This is a genomic window from Escherichia sp. WS1451 (assembly GCF_046487365.1).
Taxonomy (GTDB): Bacteria; Pseudomonadota; Gammaproteobacteria; order Enterobacterales; family Enterobacteriaceae; genus Escherichia; species Escherichia coli.
In genome coordinates this window covers 1-21,860 of the sequence record NZ_JBJQJP010000006.1, presented here as the reverse complement: position 1 = coordinate 21,860, position 21,860 = coordinate 1, and the positions used below count along the sequence as shown (strand labels likewise).

Below are 21,860 nucleotides of genomic sequence, written 5' to 3'. Positions count from 1 at the left end.
TCCCTCATCCTGTTTTTAACCTTAAAATGGCATTATTGAGGTAGACCTACATGAAAGGACAAGAAACTCGTGGTTTTCAGTCAGAAGTGAAGCAGCTTCTGCACCTGATGATCCATTCTCTCTATTCCAATAAAGAAATCTTCCTGCGTGAGCTTATCTCTAACGCCTCCGATGCGGCGGACAAGCTGCGTTTCCGCGCGCTTTCTAACCCGGACCTGTACGAAGGTGATGGCGAACTGCGCGTTCGTGTCTCTTTCGATAAAGACAAGCGCACGCTGACCATCTCCGATAACGGCGTGGGGATGACCCGCGACGAAGTGATTGACCATCTGGGGACTATCGCTAAATCCGGCACCAAATCATTCCTCGAATCCCTGGGTTCTGACCAGGCGAAAGACAGCCAGCTGATCGGTCAGTTTGGTGTTGGTTTCTACTCTGCGTTTATCGTGGCCGACAAAGTGACCGTGCGTACTCGCGCGGCAGGCGAAAAACCAGAAAATGGCGTCTTCTGGGAATCGGCTGGCGAAGGTGAATACACCGTTGCCGATATCACCAAAGAAGATCGTGGTACTGAAATCACCCTGCATCTGCGTGAAGGCGAAGACGAGTTCCTCGATGACTGGCGCGTGCGTTCCATCATCAGCAAATACTCCGACCATATCGCGCTGCCGGTAGAGATCGAAAAACGCGAAGAGAAAGACGGCGAAACCGTTATCTCCTGGGAGAAAATCAACAAAGCGCAGGCGCTGTGGACTCGTAACAAGTCGGAAATCACCGATGAAGAGTACAAAGAGTTCTACAAACACATCGCCCACGACTTTAACGATCCGCTGACCTGGAGCCACAACCGCGTTGAAGGTAAGCAGGAGTACACCAGCCTGCTGTACATTCCGTCTCAGGCACCGTGGGATATGTGGAACCGCGATCATAAACACGGTCTGAAACTGTATGTTCAGCGTGTGTTCATCATGGACGACGCAGAACAGTTCATGCCGAACTATCTGCGCTTCGTGCGTGGTCTGATTGACTCCAGCGATCTGCCGCTGAACGTTTCCCGTGAAATCCTCCAGGACAGCACGGTAACGCGTAACCTGCGCAATGCGCTGACCAAGCGTGTGCTGCAAATGCTGGAAAAACTGGCGAAAGACGACGCGGAAAAATACCAGACCTTCTGGCAACAGTTTGGCCTGGTACTGAAAGAAGGTCCGGCGGAAGATTTCGCTAACCAGGAAGCGATCGCCAAATTGCTGCGTTTTGCTTCTACCCATACCGATTCTTCTGCGCAGACCGTATCTCTGGAAGACTACGTTTCCCGCATGAAAGAAGGGCAGGAGAAAATCTACTACATCACCGCAGACAGCTATGCGGCAGCGAAGAGCAGCCCGCACCTGGAACTGCTGCGTAAGAAAGGCATCGAAGTTCTGCTGCTTTCCGACCGCATCGATGAGTGGATGATGAACTATCTGACTGAGTTCGACGGTAAACCGTTCCAGTCGGTGTCTAAAGTTGACGAGTCGCTGGAAAAACTGGCTGACGAAGTTGATGAGAGCGCGAAAGAAGCGGAGAAAGCCCTGACTCCGTTCATCGACCGTGTGAAAGCCCTGCTCGGCGAGCGCGTGAAAGATGTCCGTCTGACTCACCGTCTGACCGATACGCCAGCGATTGTCTCTACCGACGCGGACGAAATGAGCACTCAGATGGCGAAACTGTTCGCTGCGGCGGGCCAGAAAGTGCCAGAAGTGAAATACATCTTCGAACTGAACCCGGATCACGTACTGGTGAAACGTGCGGCGGATACTGAAGATGAAGCGAAGTTCAGCGAGTGGGTAGAACTGCTGCTGGATCAGGCGCTGCTGGCAGAACGCGGCACGCTGGAAGATCCGAACCTGTTTATTCGTCGTATGAACCAGCTGCTGGTTTCTTGATGCCATGCCGGATGACCTTCGTGTCATCCGGCATTTTTCTTTTCTTCATCTGCACTTTCCGCAAATTATCTCGCCATTAACCGTTTCAGCCTCAGGTGCCTTTCTTGAGGCAATCGCCTGTTGGTGGTATCGTTTATCGCTTTTTCAAAAAATTCGACACATTTTAAGGGGATTTTCGCAATGCGTATCATTCTGCTTGGCGCTCCGGGCGCGGGGAAAGGGACTCAGGCTCAGTTCATCATGGAGAAATATGGTATTCCGCAAATCTCCACTGGCGATATGCTGCGTGCTGCGGTCAAATCAGGCTCCGAGCTGGGTAAACAAGCAAAAGACATTATGGATGCTGGCAAACTGGTCACCGACGAACTGGTGATCGCGCTGGTTAAAGAGCGCATTGCTCAGGAAGACTGCCGTAATGGTTTCCTGTTGGACGGCTTCCCGCGTACCATTCCGCAGGCAGACGCGATGAAAGAAGCGGGCATCAATGTTGATTACGTTCTGGAATTCGACGTACCGGACGAACTGATTGTTGATCGTATCGTAGGCCGCCGCGTTCATGCGCCGTCTGGTCGTGTTTATCACGTTAAATTCAATCCGCCTAAAGTAGAAGGCAAAGACGACGTTACCGGTGAAGAACTGACTACCCGTAAAGACGATCAGGAAGAAACCGTGCGTAAACGTCTGGTTGAATACCATCAGATGACTGCACCGCTGATCGGCTACTACTCCAAAGAAGCGGAAGCAGGTAACACCAAATACGCGAAAGTTGACGGCACCAAGCCGGTGGCTGAAGTTCGCGCTGATCTGGAAAAAATCCTCGGCTAATCAAGCCGCAGCAGATCTGCTTTCGGGCAGGTCTGCTCATCCTCCTCAGGCAATACCTCTCACAGCAATTAGTTCTTCTTCTTCACTTTTCCGCTACAATTATCAACAAGTTGAATCGATAAGAGGCGGTAATGCGTCAGACTAAAACCGGTATCCTGCTGGCAAACCTGGGTACGCCCGATGCCCCCACACCTGAAGCGGTAAAACGCTATCTGAAACAATTTTTAAGCGACAGACGCGTGGTTGATACCTCACGGTTGTTATGGTGGCCGTTGCTGCGCGGCGTGATTTTGCCGCTGCGCTCGCCGCGTGTGGCGAAGCTGTATGCCTCTGTCTGGATGGAAGGTGGCTCGCCGCTGATGGTTTACAGCCGCCAGCAACAGCAGGCGCTGGCACAACGTTTACCGGAGACGCCCGTAGCGCTGGGAATGAGCTACGGCTCGCCATCACTGGAAAGCGCCGTAGATGAACTTCTGGCAGAGCATGTAGATCATATTGTGGTGCTGCCGCTTTATCCGCAATACTCCTGTTCAACTGTCGGTGCGGTATGGGATGAACTGGCGCGAATTCTGGCGCACAAACGTAGCATTCCGGGGATATCGTTTATTCGTGATTACGCCGATAACCACGATTATATTAATGCACTGGCGAACAGCGTACGCGCTTCTTTTGCCAAACATGGCGAACCGGATCTGCTGTTGCTCTCTTATCATGGCATTCCCCAGCGTTATGCAGATGAAGGCGATGATTATCCGCAACGTTGCCGCACAACGACTCGCGAACTGGCTTCCGCACTGGAGATGGCACCGGAAAAAGTGATGATGACCTTTCAGTCGCGCTTTGGGCGGGAACCCTGGCTGATGCCTTATACCGACGAAACGCTGAAAATGCTCGGAGAAAAAGGCGTAGGTCATATTCAGGTGATGTGCCCGGGCTTTGCTGCGGATTGTCTGGAGACGCTGGAAGAGATTGCCGAGCAAAACCGTGAGGTCTTCCTCGGTGCGGGCGGGAAAAAATATGAATATATTCCGGCGCTTAATGCCACGCCAGAACATATCGAAATGATGGCTAATCTTGTTGCCGCGTATCGCTAAAGCTGAGCGGTAAAGAACTGAGCGCCGTCGCGAAGAGCCTCGTCGGCGGTTTTCATCATCCGTGAATAATGCAAAAAGGCGTGCAGCGTGCCTGGGTAGAGTTTGAACTTACAGGGCTGCTGATGCGCCGCTAACGTCTGGTAAAGCAGACGGCTGTCATCCAGCAGCGGATCGAACTCCGCCCCGGCAATAAAACAGGGCGGAACTTCGCGAGTGAGATCATTATTAAACAGACAGTAATACGGCGACTCGCGGTCCGCGTCGTTGCTTAAATACGCCTCTTCATACATCTGTAAATCCTGTTGCGTTAAGCCATCCCAGACACCGCCTAACAGACGACGAGTCACGGAATCCCGTAATCCGTAAAGCCCATACCACAGCAAAACGCCCGCAACTTTACCGCAATCGATCTGTTTATCGCGCAACCACAACGCACTGGCGAGCGCCAGCATGGCACCTGCGGAATCACCAGCAAAACCAATGCGGGACACATTGATTTGATAATCCTCCGCCTGCTGGTGGAAATAACAACAGGCAGCCACAATTTCCTCTATCGCTTGCGGAAAACGCGCTTCAGGTGAAAGGGTGTAATCAATGCCAATCACCGTACATTGGCTGTAGCTTGCCAGCAGGCGCATGATGCGATCGTGGGTATCGAGATTGCCGAGAATAAAACCGCCGCCATGCAAATAAAATAGCGTCGCCGGACTATCTGGCTGCGGACAAAAGAGACGTGTTTCCACCTGCCCATATTTTGTTGGAACCATGTAAGCTCTGGTTGCCATTTCTGGAGCGCCCGCATTCCAGAATCGGCGCTCAAGCGTGTAATACTGTCGTTGCTCAGCAATCGTTCCCGTTGCGGGCCAGGGCGGTAAATCCGGCTGAAGAGTATTCACAACGGTCTTCATTTCAGCAGAAATAAGGTCCAGAACGGGTAATTTGTTTTCCGGCTTCATGCAAAAACTCCTTTCAAATTACGTCATTGTAAGGAACCACTGCCATGAAAATGCGATCCCGCCTGCTGATATTGAAACTGGCTGCATCTCGCGCGCTCCCGTCAGATTGTGTTAACATTCGCCGCTCAATTAACCACCCGTAAAAACAACCATGAAATTTCCCGGTAAACGTAAATCCAAACATTACTTCCCCGTAAATGCACGCGATCCGCTGCTTCAGCAATTCCAGCCAGAAAACGAAACCAGCGCTGCCTGGGTAGTGGGTATCGATCAAACGCTGGTCGATATTGAAGCGAAAGTGGATGATGAATTCATTGAGCGTTATGGATTAAGCGCCGGGCATTCACTGGTGATTGAGGATGACGTAGCCGAAGCGCTTTATCAGGAACTAAAACAGAAAAACCTGATTACCCATCAGTTTGCGGGTGGCACCATTGGCAACACCATGCACAACTACTCGGTGCTCGCGGACGACCGTTCGGTGCTGCTGGGTGTGATGTGCAGCAATATTGAAATTGGCAGCTATGCCTATCGTTACCTGTGTAACACCTCCAGCCGTACCGATCTTAACTATCTACAAGGCGTGGATGGCCCGATTGGTCGTTGCTTTACGCTGATTGGCGAGTCCGGGGAACGTACCTTTGCTATCAGCCCTGGCCACATGAACCAGCTGCGGGCTGAAAGTATTCCGGAAGATGTGATTGCCGGAGCCTCGGCACTGGTTCTCACCTCTTATCTGGTGCGTTGTAAGCCGGGTGAACCCATGCCGGAAGCAACCATGAAAGCCATTGAGTACGCGAAGAAATATAACGTACCGGTGGTGCTGACACTGGGTACCAAGTTTGTCATTGCCGAGAATCCGCAGTGGTGGCAGCAATTCCTCAAAGACCACGTCTCTATCCTTGCGATGAACGAAGATGAAGCGGAAGCGTTGACCGGAGAGAGTGATCCGTTGTTGGCATCTGACAAGGCGCTGGACTGGGTTGATCTGGTGCTGTGCACCGCCGGGCCAATCGGCTTGTATATGGCGGGCTTTACCGAAGACGAAGCGAAACGTAAAACCCAGCATCCGCTGCTGCCGGGTGCTATAGCGGAATTTAACCAGTATGAGTTTAGCCGCGCCATGCGCCACAAGGATTGCCAGAATCCGCTGCGTGTCTATTCGCACATTGCGCCGTACATGGGCGGGCCGGAAAAAATCATGAACACTAATGGAGCAGGGGATGGCGCACTGGCAGCGTTGCTGCATGACATTACCGCCAACAGCTACCACCGTAGCAACGTACCAAACTCCAGCAAACATAAATTCACCTGGTTAACTTATTCATCGTTAGCGCAGGTGTGTAAATATGCTAACCGTGTGAGCTATCAGGTACTGAACCAGCATTCACCTCGTTTAACGCGCGGCTTGCCGGAGCGTGAAGACAGCCTGGAAGAGTCTTACTGGGATCGTTAAGTTATCGGGCTGATGACAGTCGGATGCGGCATAAACGCCTTATCCGACTTGTGGAAGAGGGCATCCGTAGGCCGGATAAGATGCGTCAGCATCGCATCCGGCAATGGAATCAATGTTTACCCCGTCACCACTTCACCCGCCGGTGGTGTTTCCAGCAGTTCCAGCATAGTACGAGCAATTTCACGCTCACCCATCACTACCTGATTCGCACCACGTTCCGTGATATACGCCACTTCATCGTCATAATGGGCGCGGGCGATAATCTCAATATCCGGATTTTTCGCGCGGGCAGATGCCACAATCTCGCCCGCTTCATAACCGTTGGGAATCGTCAGGATCAGCCATTTTGCACATTCCAGATGCGCCAGTTGCATAATTTCTTCGTTCGCCGCATTGCCCAATACTGCGCGGACCCCGCGCTCTCGCAGTTCATCAACACGGGTTCGTGACGTCTCAATCACCACCAGCGGAATATCAGAGGCGAGCAATTTCTCCCCCAGCAGGCTGCCTACACGACCGTAACCTACCAGTAGCGCATGGTTGCAAATATCCACTGGGATCTGCTTCTCTTCTTCGATAGCCTCTTCCAGCGTCTGCTCTTCCAGCGTTTCGGTCTTCGCCAGATATTTCTCCAGCAGCGCAAACAGGACCGGGTTGAGCATAATCGACAAAATCGCCCCTGCCAGTACCAGGTTCTGCCCGGCTTGCGGCAACAGATCCAGCGCCATGCCCAGTCCCGCCAGGATAAACGCGAACTCACCAATTTGCGCCAGGCTGGCGGCGATAGTTAATGCCGTACGTTGGGAGTGACCAAACAGTCGCACCAGGAAAAACGCGGCTAACGACTTACCAAACAGAATAATCGCCAGCGTCGCCAGCACTGCCAGCGGTTGCTGAATCAGAATTAACGGATCAAACAACATCCCGACGGAGACAAAAAACAGCACCGCAAACGCGTCGCGCAATGGCAGCGTATCGTGGGCGGCACGGTGACTCAGTTCAGACTCGTTCAGTACCATCCCGGCAAAGAACGCACCGAGTGCAAAGGAGACATCAAACAGCTCCACCGCACCAAAGGCAATCCCTAACGCCAGCGCCAGCACCGACAGGGTAAACAGCTCACGGGAACCGGTTGCTGCGCTACGTGCCATAATCCACGGCACCAGACGGCGACCTACCAGCATCATAATGGCGATAAATGCGATCACCTTGCCGATGGTGATCCCCATATCGACAGCAAGAGTGGCAAAGCCCACATCGCCTTGTTCCATCATTCCTGCCACTGCGGGCAGCAACACCAGCGTCAGAACCATTACCAGGTCTTCCACAATCAACCAACCGATGGCGATTTGCCCACGCTGACTGTCTATTAATTGCCGTTCTTCAAGTGCGCGCAGTAACACCACGGTACTGGCGGTGGAAAGGCATAAGCCGAACACGATACCGGTCATTAACGACCAGCCCAGCACGGCGGAGAGCGCCATACCCAGCAGCGTCGCCACGGCTATCTGGGCGATCGCACCGGGAATGGCGATGGCCTTTACCGCCATCAAATCCTTCAGCGAAAAGTGCAGACCCACGCCAAACATCAACAGAATGACGCCCAGTTCAGCCAGTTCCGGCGCAAGCTTGGTATCGGCAACAAAGCCCGGAGTGAATGGTCCTGCCAGCACACCCGCTAACAGATATCCCACCAGAGGAGAAATACGTAGTTTATTGGCCAGCATGCCGAGGATAAAGGCGAGCACAAGGCCGCCAACAATGGTGGTGATAAGCGGGGTGGCGTGATGCATTCCGTCTCCTTTTCCTGGTGGTTATTGTCCATTTTTGGCCGGGAAAACCAAAATTACAGGTAATAGTTTATGACAATTTCATTGATGATGTTTATGAATAATTGTTGAATTTTGCAGAAAAATGGAATTAGCTGCAAAAAAAGCACGGATCGGAAAACAGAAGGCGGTTTAACAGAGGAAAGGCTTATGGCGACTGTAAAACGATGCAGCCAAAGTTTGCCTTTGGCTGCAATGAAATCAGTCTTTATGCCGGTTATCAGGCAGGAATATGGTCAACATCCCCAATAGTGGCAGGAAAGCACAGATTTTATAGACTAACTCGATGCTGGTGTGGTCGGCGATAAGCCCCAGAACTGCCGCTCCCAGACCTCCCATGCCGAAAGCAAAACCGAAAAAGAGTCCAGAAACCATACCGATACGTCCCGGAAGCAGCTCCTGAGCGTAGACCAGAATGGCAGAGAATGCCGAAGCGAGGATAAATCCAATAATCACCGTTAAAACCCCCGTCCAGTGCAGGCTGGCGTAGGGTAAAATCAGCGTAAACGGCGCAACGCCGAGGATAGAGCCCCAAATCACATATTTCCGTCCAATTTTATCCCCTACAGGCCCGCCGATCACCGTACCTGCCGCAACGGCAAACAGGAAGGCAAACAAATGAAGCTGAGCATTCTGGATAGATAATCCGAATTTTTGCATCAGATAAAAGGTGTAATAGCTGCTGATGCTCGCCATATAGAAATATTTCGAGAAAATGAGGATTAACAGAATGCTGACCGCCAGAACAACTTTATTGCGCGGTAGTGGATTGATAATCGTCGCTTTGGGTTTTCCTTTATTCATTCGGTGCTGGGCCGAGTACCAACGGCTGATTTGCGCCAACACCACGATCGCCAGCAGTGCCGCAAGCACAAACCAGGCAACGTTGCCTTTACCATAAGGCGCGATAATCACCGCCGCCAGCAAGGGGCCCAGGGAACTGCCAAAGTTGCCGCCGACCTGAAAGATAGATTGCGCCAGGCCATGCCGCCCGCCGGAAGCCATACGGGCCACGCGAGAAGATTCCGGATGAAAGACCGATGAACCGGTACCGACCAGCGCCGCCGCCAGCAGAACTGCGCCAAAACTGCCCGCCAGCGCAAGCAGCACCAGACCACTTAAGGTAAAGCACATGCCAATTGGCAACGACCACGGCATCGGATATTTATCGGTCCAGTAACCGACCACTGGTTGCAGTAGCGAAGAGGCGAGCTGGAAGGTGAGGGTTATCATGCCAATCTGCATAAATGTCAGAGAAAATTCGGACTGAAGCAGCGGATAAATCGCCAGAATCAGCGATTGGATCATGTCGTTCAGCAGATGTGAGAGGCTGATAGCACCTAAAATACCAAACGATGTTCGGGCCTTGGTCGTTGACGCAGCCGCGCCCGCCACAGGCTGGGTTTGTTCACTCATTGCCATAGGAAAGTCACTTTTTCAGGGTTGCGATGTAAAGAATGATCTTATTTGTGATTATTACCCGACTAACATACCTGTATGCGTCGCCTGAAGGAAGTCTCAACGCCGAATACAGAATTTCTAATCTGGATGCAGATTTATCTTCACCGGACGCAGACTTGTCTATGATGTCGCGTCATACTATTTTTCAACACGTTGAAATCAGGTCAGGGAGAGAAGTATGAAATTATTGCAGCGGGGCGTGGCGTTAGCACTGTTAACCACATTTACACTGGCGAGTGAAGCTGCTCTGGCGTATGAGCAGGATAAAACCTACAAAATTACAGTTCTGCATACCAATGATCATCATGGGCATTTTTGGCGCAATGAATATGGCGAATATGGTCTGGCGGCGCAAAAAACGCTGGTGGATGGTATCCGCAAAGAGGTTGCGGCTGAAGGCGGTAGCGTGCTGCTACTTTCCGGTGGCGACATTAACACTGGCGTGCCCGAGTCTGACTTACAGGATGCCGAACCTGATTTTCGCGGCATGAATCTGGTGGGCTACGATGCGATGGCAATCGGTAATCATGAATTTGATAACCCGCTCACCGTATTACGCCAGCAGGAAAAGTGGGCAAAGTTCCCGTTACTTTCTGCCAATATCTACCAGAAAAGTACCGGCGAGCGCCTGTTTAAACCATGGGCGCTGTTTAAGCGTCAGGATCTGAAAATTGCCGTTATTGGCCTGACGACGGATGATACAGCGAAGTTAGGCAACCCAGAAAACTTCACCGATATTGAGTTCCGTAAGCCCGCCGATGAAGCGAAGCTGGTGATTCAGGAGCTGCAACAGACAGAAAAGCCAGACATTATTATCGCGGCGACCCATATGGGGCATTACGACAATGGTGAGCACGGCTCTAACGCACCGGGCGATGTGGAGATGGCGCGCGCGCTGCCTGCCGGATCACTGGCGATGATCGTCGGTGGTCACTCGCAAGATCCGGTCTGCATGGCGGCAGAAAACAAAAAACAGGTCGATTACGTGCCGGGTACGCCATGCAAACCGGATCAACAAAACGGCATCTGGATTGTGCAGGCGCATGAGTGGGGCAAATACGTGGGACGGGCTGATTTTGAGTTTCGTAATGGCGAAATGAAAATGGTTAACTACCAGCTGATTCCGGTGAACCTGAAGAAGAAAGTGACCTGGGAAGACGGGAAAAGCGAGCGCGTGCTTTACACTCCTGAAATCGCTGAAAACCAGCAAATGATCTCGCTGTTATCACCGTTCCAGAACAAAGGCAAAGCGCAGCTGGAAGTGAAAATAGGCGAAACCAATGGTCGTCTGGAAGGCGATCGTGACAAAGTGCGTTTTGTACAGACCAATATGGGGCGGTTGATTCTGGCAGCCCAAATGGATCGCACTGGTGCTGACTTTGCGGTGATGAGTGGAGGCGGAATTCGTGATTCTATCGAAGCAGGCGATATCAGCTATAAAAACGTGCTGAAAGTGCAGCCATTCGGCAATGTGGTGGTGTATGCCGACATGACCGGGAAAGAGGTGATTGATTACCTGACCGCCGTCGCGCAGATGAAGCCAGATTCAGGTGCCTACCCGCAATTTGCTAACGTTAGCTTTGTGGCGAAAGGCGGCAAACTGGACGACCTTAAAATCAAAGGCGAACCGGTCGATCCGGCGAAAACTTATCGTATGGCGACATTAAACTTCAATGCCACTGGCGGTGATGGCTATCCGCGCCTTGATAACAAACCGGGCTATGTGAATACCGGCTTTATTGATGCCGAAGTGCTGAAAGCGTATATCCAGAAAAGCTCGCCGCTGGATGTGAGTGTTTATGAACCGAAAGGTGAGGTGAGCTGGCAGTAATCCGAAAGTGCCGGATATTTGCATCCGGCACAATGCTTAATCGCGGCGGGCGATATCAGCAAATTTGGCATCGAGGATCTTTGCCAGATCGCCTGCCGCCAGTTCGATATCCAGTCCGCGCTTGCCGCCGGAAACATAAATAGTGGCAAATTCTTGTGCGGGGGCGTCGATAATCGTTGGCAGACGTTTTTTCTGCCCCAGTGGGCTAATCCCCCCAACCAGGTATCCCGTTGAACGCTGCGCGGCCATCGGATCGGCCATCTCAACTTTCTTGGCACCCAGCGCTTTTGCTACTTTTTTAAGATCCAGTTGACCTGCAACCGGCGTAACGGCCACGGCAAGGTGTTTCATATCACCGTTCACTGCCACCAGCAGCGTTTTGTAGACCTGATCCGGATTCAAACCTAATTTTTTGACGACTTCATCGCCAAAATTGGTTTCAGCCGGATCGTGCTCGTAGGTATGGATTTGAAACGAAATCTTGTTTTTTTCGAGTAATTTAACTGCGGGTGTCATGGTAATTTTCCTGCCTTAAACAAAAAAACGAAGCAAGCATACGCCTGATGGCGGTCCAAAAAAAAGAGTCATCTTGCCTAAGAGTATTGGCAGGATGGTGAGATTGAGCGACAATCGAGTTACACCGTCGCTTAAAGTGACGGCATAATAATAAAAATATGAAATTCCTCTTTGACGGGCCAATAGCGATATTGGCCATTTTTTTAGCGCAACATCTGCGGCAAATTCCCTTCTCCATACAGGTGTAGTGCACCGACTGCGACCACATAGCGCCCCGGCGGCATGGCGCATAATTTGTCCCGCCAGGCGAGATTTCGCTGATGCATCAGCACATCGTACAGCGACTGACTGAACGTATTAGGCAGCGTTATTTCATTATTTTGCGGCGGCGCATTCAGCCACCAGCTCATCATTTGTTGCAGCAACCGTGCATTGGTGTGCCAGTGGGTCAGCGTATCGTCCAGCAGCGCCAGTCCGTTGTCAGGGAGCTGGAGCAACATGGCAATCTGGTTTTCTGCCCCTTCCAGTTCAATCACGGGTTTATGTTGTTGCTTCGCCGCCTGCAATAGCTGGTAATCGATACCGTATTCTGCCCGCAGCCCCAGTTTTTGTGCCTGCGTCGCCTGAAGAACCATCGCGATTTGCCACAGCGGTTGGGTAGAAAAGAGTGAGGTAGAAATGCCCATCTCCTGGCTAATGTGCTGCAGGTTTTGTAATTGCTCCTCGCTAATGCGCTCTTCCAGCGCCTCGCAGGCAGGCAAATTAGCAAAAGGCGTATCGCTGGTGGAAACATCCGCCTCGACGATCAGCGCATCGGCGTTTTTGAGCTTTTTGAGCAAACGGGTGGGCAGGGGAGCCATATCGTGGCTACCCATATGAATACTGCCGAGCAGATGAAAATGGCGATTGCCGGGAAGAGAGATATCGATAGCAGGCCAGGTGTAATGATTACCGCGCAGCGCGGCCCAAAGCGTTTTTACCCGATACAACAGATCCATACGACCTCCCTTTGTGAAATATCATGCTAGCGCGCGGGGAGGGATGGCGCAAATGGAGTTGATTGTCGCACTTGTGCACAGTGCTTGTGTGCATTACAATAATTAAACAATGGACAAGGAGATGAGAATGGAATGGCTCAAAAGAATAATATAAGGAGTTTTCGTGATGCCTGGCTGGCTGATTTTTTTGTCCATTCAACGCCACATCGAAAGATCCCTGCTGAAATCCATACCACGTTATCACGAAAGTTGGACATCATTAATGCTGCCACTTCTCATCGGGATTTACGCTCCCCTCCGGGGAACCGATACGAAGAGTTGTCCGGGAAATTACAGGAATATTCCTCCATTAGAGTGAATAAACAGTACCGACTGATATTTAAATGGGTTAATGGCAAGGCCGAAGAATTGTTTTTAGACCCACACAACTACTAAAACATAGCTGTCGTATTGACGAGAAAGGTAAAACCATGAAACAGGCAACAAGAAAACCGACGACACCCGGAGATATTCTTCTCTATGAATATCTGGAACCGCTCGATTTGAAAATCAATGAGTTAGCAGAGTTACTGCATGTTCATCGTAATAGCGTCAGTGCACTGATCAATAATAATCGTAAACTCACCACTGAAATGGCATTCCGTCTGGCGAAAGTTTTTGATACCACAGTCGATTTTTGGCTAAACCTCCAGGCGGCAGTTGATCTTTGGGAAGTTGAAAACAACATGCGTACCCAGGAAGAATTGGGACGGATTGAAACAGTGGCTGAATATTTGGCACGCCGTGAAGAGCGTGCAAAAAAGGTCGCGTAGAATAATTTCCCTATAACGGATGCGCCACCCTAAAGCAGTGCATCCGTAATGATGTACTTATTCCTTCGGTTTAAATCGCAGCAATCGGTTGGCGTTACTCACTACGGTAATCGACGAGAGCGCCATTGCCGCTCCGGCAACCACCGGGTTAAGCAGCGTACCGGTGAACGGCCACAAAATACCGGCGGCGACCGGAATACCGATACTGTTGTAGATAAACGCGCCGAGCAGGTTCTGCTTCATATTGCGCAGCGTTGCGCGGGAAATCGCGAGCGCATCCGCAACGCCCATCAGGCTATGGCGCATCAGGGTAATCGCCGCGGTTTCAATGGCAACATCACTGCCGCCACCCATCGCAATGCCGACATCCGCCTGAGCCAGCGCTGGCGCGTCGTTAATGCCGTCGCCCACCATTGCCACCTGACGTCCTTCACTTTGCAGACGTTTGATCGCTTCGGCTTTACCGTCCGGCAGCACCCCAGCTATCACCTCATCAATCCCTGCTTCTTTGGCGATCGCATTGGCGGTGGTTGGGTTATCCCCGGTCAACATCACCAGACGATATCCCGCTATATGCAGGCGTTGCAGCGCCGCCACGCTATCACTACGCAACGGATCGCGTACAGCCAGCAGGGCTACCGCTTTCCCGTCAACCGCCAGCAGCACAGGCGTTGCCCCTTGCGATGCCTGAGCTGAAATATCTGCTTCAATCGCTTTAGTATCAACTTGCTGGTCATTTAACAGCGCCTGATTGCCCAGCAATAACGCATGACCTTCAGCTTCACCGCTCACGCCCAGCCCGCGCAATGTGCGGAAACCGTTGACCTGCGGCAGCTGCATATCGCCTGCTTTATCGAGGATCGCTCGTGCCAGCGGATGGCTGGAACCTTGCTCCAGTGCCGCCGCCAGACGCAATGCCTGCGCTTCATCAACATCAGCAAACGTTTTCACTGCGACAACCTGCGGCTTCCCTTCGGTCAGCGTCCCGGTTTTATCGAACACGACGGTATCGAGTGTACTGGCGCGTTGCAGCGCGTCAGCGTCCCGCACCAGCACGCCAAACTCAGCCGCCCGCCCGACGCCGGAAATAATCGACATCGGCGTCGCCAGCCCCAGCGCACACGGACAGGCAATAATCAGCACCGTGGTGGCAATCACCAGGGTATAGACAATCTGCGGTGCCGGACCAAAGAAATACCAGATTGCCGCACTGACAAGCGCAATAACCACTACTACCGGCACAAATACGGCTGAGATTTTATCCGCCAGCTGACCGATTTCTGGCTTGCTGCTCTGGGCCTGGCGCACCATACGAATAATCCTTGATAGCGTGGTATGGCTGCCAACCGCACTGGCGCGAAACAGCACGCTACCGTCCTGCACCACTGTCCCGGCATGGACGCTATCGCCTTCGCCTTTTTGCTGCGGGATAGGTTCGCCCGTCAGCATCGCTTCATCCAGCCACGCTTCGCCTTGGGTAATCTCACCATCTACCGGCACACGGTCGCCGGTCGTCAGGCGCAATAACATACCTGGCTGAACATCTGCCAGCGGCACGTTTTTTTCACCTTCGTCGGTGACCAGGCGCGCCGTCGGTGGGGTTAAATCGAGTAATTTCTCCAGCGCCTTAGAAGAACGCTGACGCGCGCGCGCTTCCAGCATATGGCCGAGATTGATCAGACCGATAATCATCGCGCTGGCTTCGTAATAAAGATGTCGCGCTTCCATCGGGAACCACTGCGGCCACAGGTTGACGCTCATCGAATAGAGCCACGCCACACCAGTACCCAGCGCCACCAGCGTATCCATCGTCGCTGCACCGTTCAGCAGGCTTTTCCATGCGCTGCGGTAAAAATGCCCGCCGGCGAAAACCATTACCGCCAGGGTTATCAGGCCGATAACCAACCACAGGCTGCGGTTGTCGGCGGTGACCATCATGTTATCGCCGATCATCCCCCAGACCATCACCGGGATACCCACCGCCAGTGCGACAATCGCCTGCCAGCGGAAGCGCTTCATCGTAGCGACGGCGGTTTCTTGCTGGCGCTCGCGGCGTTTAGCGTCATCTTCAATCGCTTCCGCGCCGTAGCCCGCTTTTTCCACCGCCTGCACTAAATCTTGTGGGGAGGCACTGCCCATCACCAGCGCAGTACGCTCCGCCAGGTTTACCCGTGCCTGAGTGACGCCCGGTACGCTTTGCAGCGCATTTTGTACGCGGGTGACACAGCTGGCGCAGCTCATGCCGCTCAGCAGCAACTGCTGGCTGTCATCGTCATCGGCGGTCGCTGCCGGAAGCGCCTCAGAAACCGCTGTCAGTGCTTCCGACGGGATTGATGACTCCGCCAGCGGTTTAGCCTTTGGGTGGCTTACAGATGCGTCATAACCCGCTTGTTTGATGGTTTCGATCAGCTGTTCTGCACTGGCAGTCCCGGTAACGTGCGCTTCAGTGACAGACACATCCGCCTGCTCAACATCCGGGCGCTGTTCGAGACTTTCTTTCACGCGTTTAACGCAGTGACCGCAGGACAGGCCGCCCAGGGTCAGGTCGATAGTTTGTGGCATAAAACACTCCTTTTAAGACAGTTTTGACTGGCTGTGATAAAGGTTAAACCTTCCAGCAAGGGGAAGGTCAAGAAATTAATAAACCAGGCGGGTAAAAGTCCGTAAAGATTAAAAAATCGGCTCGATTTGCATCAGGATTAGACATTTATCTCTTTGTTTTCCTGTAGTTAAGTTGCGGGTGCTAAGTTAAATCAGGATGCCTGAAAATCGGCACCGGGGTGAGGAATTACCTCCCGCATCTATAAAAAGGAGTTAACAAAAGATGTTAGATGCAAACAAATTACAGCAGGCAGTGGATCAGGCTTACACCCAATTTCACTCACTTAACGGCGGACAAAATGCCGACTACATTCCCTGTCTGGCGAATGTCCCTGATCAACTGGCAGCAGTGGCTATTGTGACCTGCGATGGCAACATCTATCGCGCGGGTGACAGTGATTACCGCTTTGCGCTGGAATCCATCTCGAAAGTCTGTACGTTAGCCCTTGCGTTAGAAGATGTCGGCCCGCAGGCGGTACAGGACAAAGTTGGCGCTGACCCGACCGGATTGCCCTTTAATTCAGTTATCGCCTTAGAGTTGCATGGCGGCAAACCGCTGTCGCCACTGGTAAATGCTGGCGCTATTGCCACCACCAGCCTGATTAACGCTGAAAATGCCGAACAACGCTGGCAGCGAATTTTACATATCCAACAACAACTGGCTGGTGAGCAGGTAGCGCTCTCTGATGAAGTCAACCAGTCGGAACAAACAACCAACTTCCATAACCGGGCCATTGCCTGGCTGCTGTACTCCGCCGGATATCTCTATTGTGATGCAATGGAAGCCTGTGACGTGTACACCCGTCAGTGCTCCACGCTCATCAATACTGTTGAACTGGCAACGCTTGGCGCGACGCTGGCGGCGGGGGGAGTGAATCCGCTGACGCATAAACGCGTTCTTCAGGCCGACAACGTGCCGTACATTCTGGCCGAAATGATGATGGAAGGGCTGTATGGTCGCTCCGGTGACTGGGCGTATCGCGTTGGTTTACCGGGCAAAAGCGGTGTAGGTGGCGGTATTCTGGCGGTCGTCCCTGGCGTGATGGGAATTGCCGCGTTCTCACCACCGCTGGACGAAGAAGGCAACAGTGTTCGCGGTCAAAAAATGGTGGCATCGGTCGCTAAGCAACTCGGCTATAACGTGTTTAAGGGCTGATCATGATGAACACGGAAGGTAATAACGGTAACAAACCCCTCGGTCTATGGAACGTCGTTTCCATCGGCATTGGGGCAATGGTGGGGGCGGGGATCTTCGCGCTGCTGGGGCAGGCTGCGTTGCTAATGGAAGCCTCGACCTGGGTCGCCTTTGCATTTGGCGGTATTGTGGCGATGTTTTCCGGTTATGCCTATGCGCGCCTGGGGGCGAGCTATCCCAGCAATGGCGGTATTATCGACTTCTTTCGTCGCGGATTAGGCAACGGCGTCTTTTCGCTGGCGCTCTCGTTACTGTACCTGTTGACGCTGGCGGTAAGCATCGCCATGGTCGCCCGTGCTTTTGGCGCTTATGCCGTGCAGTTTTTGCATGAAGGCAGCCAGGAGGAGCACCTTATATTGCTCTACGCGTTGGGGATCATTGCGGTGATGACGCTTTTCAACTCCTTAAGCAACCATGCGGTAGGGCGGCTGGAAGTGATCCTCGTCGGCATTAAAATGATGATCCTGTTATTGCTGATCATTGCAGGTGTCTGGTCGCTGCAACCGGCGCATATTTCCGTCTCTGCGCCCCCCAGCTCCGGTGCGTTCTTCTCCTGTATTGGGATAACCTTCCTTGCCTATGCGGGCTTTGGCATGATGGCGAACGCGGCGGATAAAGTGAAAGATCCGCAGGTCATTATGCCACGGGCATTTCTGGTGGCGATTGGCGTTACCACGTTGCTTTATATCTCGCTGGCGCTGGTTTTGCTTAGCGATGTATCGGCATTAGAGTTAGAAAAATATGCCGATACCGCCGTAGCGCAGGCTGCTTCTCCGCTGCTCGGGCATGTGGGTTATGTGATCGTCGTCATCGGCGCTTTACTGGCGACGGCTTCAGCCATAAACGCGAACCTGTTCGCCGTGTTTAACATCATGGACAACATGGGCAGCGAACGCGAACTGCCAAAGCTAATGAATAAATCCCTGTGGCGGCAGAGTACCTGGGGCAACATCATTGTCGTGGTGCTGATTATGCTGATGACGGCGGCGCTGAATTTAGGCTCACTCGCCAGCGTTGCCAGCGCCACCTTTTTGATCTGCTATCTGGCGGTGTTTGTGGTGGCGATCCGCCTGCGTCATGATATTCACGCCTCGTTGCCGATTCTTATCGTTGGTACGTTGGTGATGTTGTTGGTGATCGTTGGCTTTATCTACAGCCTGTGGTCCCAGGGCAGCCGTGCGTTGATATGGATTATTGGTGCAATCTTACTCAGCCTTATCGTGGCAATGGTCATGAAGCGCAATAAAACCGTATAACATCTCTCTGTGCGCAGTACTTCCTGTATTATTGTGGTGGCGGTCGATATTCGCACTGGCAAAAAAACGTGCTTGAATATTTGTTGAAACCCTTTAACAAAGCACAGGAGGCGTTGCGCGAACGATGAACATTAGCGATGTAGCAAAAATTACCGGCCTGACCAGCAAAGCAATCCGCTTCTATGAAGAGAAGGGGCTGGTGACGCCGCCGATGCGCAGCGAAAACGGTTATCGAACCTACACGCAGCAGCATCTCAACGAACTGACCTTACTGCGCCAGGCACGCCAGGTGGGCTTTAACCTGGAAGAGAGCGGCGAGCTGGTGAACCTGTTTAACGACCCGCAGCGTCATAGTGCCGACGTCAAACGTCGTACGCTGGAGAAGGTGGCGGAGATCGAACGGCATATCGAAGAACTGCAATCCATGCGCAACCAGCTACTGGCGCTGGCGAATGCCTGCCCTGGCGATGACAGCGCCGACTGCCCGATTATCGAAAATCTCTCCGGCTGCTGTCATCATCGGGCGGGGTGAAAATCAGTTAATCCCCGTTTGCACCGAAAGAATATGCTGCAAACTTTCTACCATAATGCGCCCCGACTGAAATAAGCCTTCCTGGATTTCGTTGTTAACATTCACAGCGTGAACCAGGGAGGCTAATAACACCACTTGCAAGAAGGCAAAAATAAACGCACCGATAATCATAATATGCGTCAGGGGGATTTTCCTTTGCTCCTTCATTTTAAATAACCCACAAACTGACCTTCCTTCATTAAGGCGACTTTTCCCGTGTGGTGATAAACAATGACGTTATAAAGACCTGACTGATAAACAGTGGCATCTTTATTGTCTTCATCAATTGCACATAATGAATCATTGAGATAAGCAAAGTTTTTACTGCTCATTCTAAAGGTCATGCCAAATCCTTTATAAATGGCTTTCTTTGCCGCCTGGGCGTGTTGTGCGGCTTCTGCATTTTTAAATGCCTGCGCTTCGGATGCACTTAAAATAGCCGCCTGACGCTGCTGTTCTGCGAGGTAACAGGTATCATGGCTGACGCCCTGCGCCTGGCAATCTGCGATGCGGGAAGTGGGTGAACTACAGCCAGCCAGTAATATAACCGCCAGCAGGGAAAACGATTTAATGGAGCTATTCATCATTGTTTACCTTAAATAATGTGCGGAAAATTGCGAATAAGAAATTGCTGTTAAAATTAGAACGAATATCCCACGCCGACACCCGCACCGAAATCAGATTGTGTATCCGCAGAAATACCTGCTTTAAGTACCGTATGCGTTCCGGCATTAAAAGATGTTCCTACAGACACCGCAGATTCACCGTTGAACGTTCCCGCTCCCGCTGACACCATCATCACGTCACCGGTTTTCACCTGTGGTTGTGAGGCGATAGCGATGGCAGATGCAGTTCCCGCATTGGCTTCTTTACGATTGTCCTCAACTTCGTTTTTCAGAGAATCGAAATGGTTATTGAGCGTGTTAATTTGTTGGCTGTTATCTGCGACCCGTTTTTGCGTGTTGGTTAACTGTTGCTGCGTTTGGGTTACGTCTTGTGACAGGCTGTCAATTTGTTCATGTGCCTGGACAGACTTCTGCGCCAGACTTTGCATTTGTTTATCGTATTGAGCCCTTTCTTTTTGCTGTTGTGCTGCCACATCGGTTGTCAGTGCATTCATTTTCTGCCCTTGTTCCGTGGTAGTGCGCTGATTAGCCTCATTTTGAGCCGCCAGCCTGGCATTAATCATCTCCTGATAATGCGCGGTATTTTGCGTATCTCCAGTCGCGGCGAGCGTTTTTTGTGTGGCTACGATCTGCGCCTGTTGCTCTGTAATTTGCGTTTGCTGGGCATCAGTTACCGCAGACTGTCGGGCGTTGATCATGCTCTGATAACGGGCGGTTGTCTGTACATCACCTGTAGCGGCAACGGTTTTTTGTCCTGCGTCAGGATCTGTCTGGACAGGGGGAGTCTGAGTGGTATCAGGTGTTTCAGAAGGGATGTAGTGATGTTCAGTCAAATAGGTATACGCAGCGGGGCTGTTGTCTGTGCGTTCTAAAAAGCGGGTAATCTTCTGCTCAATCTCCGATTGCGACATGCCAGAGTTAATGGCTGAAAGCTCTGTTGCCGCCGCTTCAATGGTATCACCAGCTAAAACAACAGGGCTGGATATTGCTGAAATTATGAGTGCCAGTAAAGCTACGTTTACAGTTTTCATTCATTTTCTCTTGTTCAAAATAAGTCGCATTAATGTTTCTATAAGAAACAAATAATATTGTTTTAAGAAATAAATTGCGTTGCAATTTGATCGAAATCTACGCCGCCATTTGTGTGATGTAAAGCGCATTTTTGTCTTGTGTAAGCGTAAACACCACCAATAAGAAACAAAAATAGTTTCTTATATAAATAAAAAATGAAATTATTTCGTGCTCTTTCAATGTAAAAAAGAGTAAAGACTTGTTTTGATAAGCGAAATAAATTCTGTTTCTGGACTAAACGTGAAGCGGTTCCTGATGTGTGCTAAAATGCGTTTCTTTGATAAATCTCAATTTTTAAGAGGTTTACGCCAGGCAGGAAATTTAAATGAATGAATTTGAGAAGATTTTTAATGAAATGAATCTGGACCGGGCATTGCTACCGATCCTTTTTCGTTCGAACCGGTCAACAGTGTGGAAGTATTTAAGCGGCGATAGTACGGCTCCTGCCTCTGCCATGTCGCTGATCATGCTGTTGCAGTTGATCCAGAAACGAAACCCCGATCTGTTAGCCGAATGGTTAACGCTTTCTGATTTCACCATTCCGCCAGAAGTTTACCTGGACCAACCTGATTACTGGAAAGGGTGGGTGTATACCCAACACAAGGTCAATAAAAACGTCCTGGAATATCTAAAAAAACACTATCCGGATGAAGACCAAAAAAGTATGGGTAAAGGCCGGGAAGAGTAATTTTGCCTCTACTCGGCTATATGCCGGATGCGGCGCAATGAACTGAACCCCAAAACCTGGACAGTTTCAGTTAACCGGCTTTTTGATACTCAGTCCGGTATTCTACCGGGCTGAGTCCCCCAAGACTGAGTTTTATTCTTTTTTGATTC

21 protein-coding genes and 1 pseudogene are annotated in these 21,860 nt (G+C 51.5%); 12 read left to right on the top strand and 10 right to left on the bottom strand.

The genetic code is table 11. From position 1 onward, the window contains the following. Positions 1–50: 50 nt before the first annotated feature. From htpG to hemH, 3 genes are all read left to right on the top strand, one after another. Positions 51–1,925: a molecular chaperone HtpG gene (gene htpG / locus ACJHX7_RS09890; RefSeq protein ID WP_000678201.1), complete on the top strand. Its 1,875-nt coding sequence runs from the start codon at positions 51–53 to the stop codon at positions 1,923–1,925. 180 nt (positions 1,926–2,105) lie between these two features. Then, entirely contained in the window at positions 2,106–2,750 is a 645-nt protein-coding gene (gene adk / locus ACJHX7_RS09885; RefSeq protein WP_001220233.1) for an adenylate kinase, read from the top strand. A gap of 131 nt (positions 2,751–2,881) precedes the next feature. Next, a complete protein-coding gene (hemH, locus tag ACJHX7_RS09880; RefSeq protein WP_094029725.1) occupies positions 2,882–3,844 on the top strand; it encodes a ferrochelatase in 963 nt (320 codons plus the stop codon). On the opposite strand, the gene aes is transcribed toward hemH, so the two are convergent. Continuing rightward, positions 3,841–4,800 (bottom strand): acetyl esterase, encoded by a 960-nt coding sequence (gene aes, locus ACJHX7_RS09875; protein ID WP_089583143.1) that lies wholly within the window; start codon positions 4,798–4,800, stop codon positions 3,841–3,843. The genes hemH and aes overlap by 4 nt on opposite strands. A 151-nt stretch (positions 4,801–4,951) precedes the next feature. On the opposite strand from aes, the gene gsk reads away from it, so the two are divergent. Continuing rightward, the gene (gene gsk / locus ACJHX7_RS09870; protein WP_000671574.1) at positions 4,952–6,256 is read left to right on the top strand and encodes an inosine/guanosine kinase; all 1,305 of its coding nucleotides are present in this window, start codon (positions 4,952–4,954) and stop codon (positions 6,254–6,256) included. A gap of 116 nt (positions 6,257–6,372) precedes the next feature. Here gsk and ybaL read toward each other — a convergent pair whose 3' ends face one another. Both ybaL and fsr read right to left on the bottom strand, forming a co-directional pair. Next, positions 6,373–8,049, bottom strand: coding sequence for a YbaL family putative K(+) efflux transporter (ybaL, locus tag ACJHX7_RS09865; RefSeq protein ID WP_000546224.1), 1,677 nt, complete (start codon positions 8,047–8,049; stop codon positions 6,373–6,375). 237 nt (positions 8,050–8,286) lie between these two features. Then, a complete protein-coding gene (gene fsr, locus ACJHX7_RS09860) occupies positions 8,287–9,507 on the bottom strand; it encodes a fosmidomycin MFS transporter (RefSeq protein ID WP_001251634.1) in 1,221 nt (406 codons plus the stop codon). Positions 9,508–9,724: 217 nt separating this feature from the next. On the opposite strand from fsr, the gene ushA reads away from it, so the two are divergent. After that, positions 9,725–11,377, top strand: a complete 1,653-nt coding sequence (ushA, locus tag ACJHX7_RS09855) for a bifunctional UDP-sugar hydrolase/5'-nucleotidase (protein ID WP_000771727.1) — start codon at positions 9,725–9,727, stop codon at positions 11,375–11,377. Positions 11,378–11,413: 36 nt separating this feature from the next. On the opposite strand, the gene ybaK is transcribed toward ushA, so the two are convergent. Both ybaK and ACJHX7_RS09845 read right to left on the bottom strand, forming a co-directional pair. Next, on the bottom strand, positions 11,414–11,893 hold the full coding sequence (gene ybaK, locus ACJHX7_RS09850) for a Cys-tRNA(Pro)/Cys-tRNA(Cys) deacylase YbaK (protein WP_000186627.1): 480 nt from the start codon (positions 11,891–11,893) through the stop codon (positions 11,414–11,416). A gap of 203 nt (positions 11,894–12,096) precedes the next feature. Beyond that, positions 12,097–12,891, bottom strand: coding sequence for a TraB/GumN family protein (locus ACJHX7_RS09845; RefSeq protein WP_000365164.1), 795 nt, complete (start codon positions 12,889–12,891; stop codon positions 12,097–12,099). Positions 12,892–13,023: 132 nt separating this feature from the next. Here ACJHX7_RS09845 and ACJHX7_RS09840 point away from each other — a divergent pair, with 132 nt between their 5' ends. Together ACJHX7_RS09840 and ACJHX7_RS09835 are read left to right on the top strand one after the other, a co-directional pair. Further along, the gene (locus ACJHX7_RS09840; protein ID WP_000057541.1) at positions 13,024–13,326 is read left to right on the top strand and encodes a type II toxin-antitoxin system RelE/ParE family toxin; all 303 of its coding nucleotides are present in this window, start codon (positions 13,024–13,026) and stop codon (positions 13,324–13,326) included. Between the two features lie 35 nt (positions 13,327–13,361). Next, positions 13,362–13,703, top strand: coding sequence for a HigA family addiction module antitoxin (locus ACJHX7_RS09835; protein ID WP_000806442.1), 342 nt, complete (start codon positions 13,362–13,364; stop codon positions 13,701–13,703). A gap of 57 nt (positions 13,704–13,760) precedes the next feature. On the opposite strand, the gene copA is transcribed toward ACJHX7_RS09835, so the two are convergent. After that, positions 13,761–16,265, bottom strand: coding sequence for a copper-exporting P-type ATPase CopA (gene copA, locus ACJHX7_RS09830; RefSeq protein ID WP_094029724.1), 2,505 nt, complete (start codon positions 16,263–16,265; stop codon positions 13,761–13,763). 262 nt (positions 16,266–16,527) lie between these two features. Between copA and glsA the strand changes: the two genes are divergently transcribed. The 4 genes and pseudogenes from glsA to cueR all read left to right on the top strand — a co-directional run bounded on the left by glsA (position 16,528) and on the right by cueR (position 19,287). Beyond that, entirely contained in the window at positions 16,528–17,460 is a 933-nt protein-coding gene (gene glsA, locus ACJHX7_RS09825; protein ID WP_094029723.1) for a glutaminase A, read from the top strand. A gap of 2 nt (positions 17,461–17,462) precedes the next feature. Next, positions 17,463–18,755 carry an APC family permease gene (locus tag ACJHX7_RS09820; protein ID WP_000982170.1) on the top strand — a complete coding sequence of 431 codons (1,293 nt, stop codon included), beginning with the start codon at positions 17,463–17,465 and terminating at the stop codon, positions 18,753–18,755. Positions 18,756–18,785: 30 nt separating this feature from the next. Further along, a pseudogene (locus ACJHX7_RS09815) lies at positions 18,786–18,883 on the top strand (hypothetical protein); the annotation flags it as partial. Next, entirely contained in the window at positions 18,880–19,287 is a 408-nt protein-coding gene (gene cueR / locus ACJHX7_RS09810) for a Cu(I)-responsive transcriptional regulator (protein WP_001026752.1), read from the top strand. The pseudogene ACJHX7_RS09815 and the gene cueR, both read left to right, overlap by 4 nt. A 3-nt stretch (positions 19,288–19,290) precedes the next feature. Here cueR and ACJHX7_RS09805 read toward each other — a convergent pair whose 3' ends face one another. Genes ACJHX7_RS09805 through ACJHX7_RS09795 form a run of 3 tightly spaced genes read right to left on the bottom strand, consistent with a single transcriptional unit; the run spans position 19,291 to position 20,983 of the window. Continuing rightward, positions 19,291–19,494, bottom strand: coding sequence for a hypothetical protein (locus ACJHX7_RS09805; RefSeq protein WP_000664216.1), 204 nt, complete (start codon positions 19,492–19,494; stop codon positions 19,291–19,293). Further along, positions 19,491–19,913, bottom strand: coding sequence for a lipoprotein (locus ACJHX7_RS09800; protein WP_001301626.1), 423 nt, complete (start codon positions 19,911–19,913; stop codon positions 19,491–19,493). Before ACJHX7_RS09800 ends, ACJHX7_RS09805 begins: the two co-directional genes overlap by 4 nt. A gap of 53 nt (positions 19,914–19,966) precedes the next feature. Then, positions 19,967–20,983 (bottom strand): YadA family autotransporter adhesin, encoded by a 1,017-nt coding sequence (locus ACJHX7_RS09795; RefSeq protein WP_000859802.1) that lies wholly within the window; start codon positions 20,981–20,983, stop codon positions 19,967–19,969. 365 nt (positions 20,984–21,348) lie between these two features. On the opposite strand from ACJHX7_RS09795, the gene ACJHX7_RS09790 reads away from it, so the two are divergent. Next, positions 21,349–21,711 (top strand): hypothetical protein, encoded by a 363-nt coding sequence (locus tag ACJHX7_RS09790; RefSeq protein WP_001001644.1) that lies wholly within the window; start codon positions 21,349–21,351, stop codon positions 21,709–21,711. A 70-nt stretch (positions 21,712–21,781) separates the two neighbouring features. On the opposite strand, the gene ACJHX7_RS09785 is transcribed toward ACJHX7_RS09790, so the two are convergent. Further along, on the bottom strand, positions 21,782–21,860 hold a 79-nt coding region (locus ACJHX7_RS09785; protein ID WP_322967685.1), incomplete at its 5' end, for an IS3 family transposase.

Bases quoted from the DNA above. Each gene is read 5' to 3' on its own strand.
- htpG (WP_000678201.1), top strand. From the start codon at position 51: ATGAAAGGACAAGAAACTCGTGGTTTTCAGTCAGAAGTGAAGCAGCTT.
- adk (WP_001220233.1), top strand. From the start codon at position 2,106: ATGCGTATCATTCTGCTTGGCGCTCCGGGCGCGGGGAAAGGGACTCAG.
- hemH (WP_094029725.1), top strand. From the start codon at position 2,882: ATGCGTCAGACTAAAACCGGTATCCTGCTGGCAAACCTGGGTACGCCC.
- aes (WP_089583143.1), bottom strand. From the start codon at position 4,800: ATGAAGCCGGAAAACAAATTACCCGTTCTGGACCTTATTTCTGCTGAA.
- gsk (WP_000671574.1), top strand. From the start codon at position 4,952: ATGAAATTTCCCGGTAAACGTAAATCCAAACATTACTTCCCCGTAAAT.
- ybaL (WP_000546224.1), bottom strand. From the start codon at position 8,049: ATGCATCACGCCACCCCGCTTATCACCACCATTGTTGGCGGCCTTGTG.
- fsr (WP_001251634.1), bottom strand. From the start codon at position 9,507: ATGGCAATGAGTGAACAAACCCAGCCTGTGGCGGGCGCGGCTGCGTCA.
- ushA (WP_000771727.1), top strand. From the start codon at position 9,725: ATGAAATTATTGCAGCGGGGCGTGGCGTTAGCACTGTTAACCACATTT.
- ybaK (WP_000186627.1), bottom strand. From the start codon at position 11,893: ATGACACCCGCAGTTAAATTACTCGAAAAAAACAAGATTTCGTTTCAA.
- ACJHX7_RS09845 (WP_000365164.1), bottom strand. From the start codon at position 12,891: ATGGATCTGTTGTATCGGGTAAAAACGCTTTGGGCCGCGCTGCGCGGT.
- ACJHX7_RS09840 (WP_000057541.1), top strand. From the start codon at position 13,024: ATGGCTCAAAAGAATAATATAAGGAGTTTTCGTGATGCCTGGCTGGCT.
- ACJHX7_RS09835 (WP_000806442.1), top strand. From the start codon at position 13,362: ATGAAACAGGCAACAAGAAAACCGACGACACCCGGAGATATTCTTCTC.
- copA (WP_094029724.1), bottom strand. From the start codon at position 16,265: ATGCCACAAACTATCGACCTGACCCTGGGCGGCCTGTCCTGCGGTCAC.
- glsA (WP_094029723.1), top strand. From the start codon at position 16,528: ATGTTAGATGCAAACAAATTACAGCAGGCAGTGGATCAGGCTTACACC.
- ACJHX7_RS09820 (WP_000982170.1), top strand. From the start codon at position 17,463: ATGATGAACACGGAAGGTAATAACGGTAACAAACCCCTCGGTCTATGG.
- cueR (WP_001026752.1), top strand. From the start codon at position 18,880: ATGAACATTAGCGATGTAGCAAAAATTACCGGCCTGACCAGCAAAGCA.
- ACJHX7_RS09805 (WP_000664216.1), bottom strand. From the start codon at position 19,494: ATGAAGGAGCAAAGGAAAATCCCCCTGACGCATATTATGATTATCGGT.
- ACJHX7_RS09800 (WP_001301626.1), bottom strand. From the start codon at position 19,913: ATGATGAATAGCTCCATTAAATCGTTTTCCCTGCTGGCGGTTATATTA.
- ACJHX7_RS09795 (WP_000859802.1), bottom strand. From the start codon at position 20,983: ATGAAAACTGTAAACGTAGCTTTACTGGCACTCATAATTTCAGCAATA.
- ACJHX7_RS09790 (WP_001001644.1), top strand. From the start codon at position 21,349: ATGAATGAATTTGAGAAGATTTTTAATGAAATGAATCTGGACCGGGCA.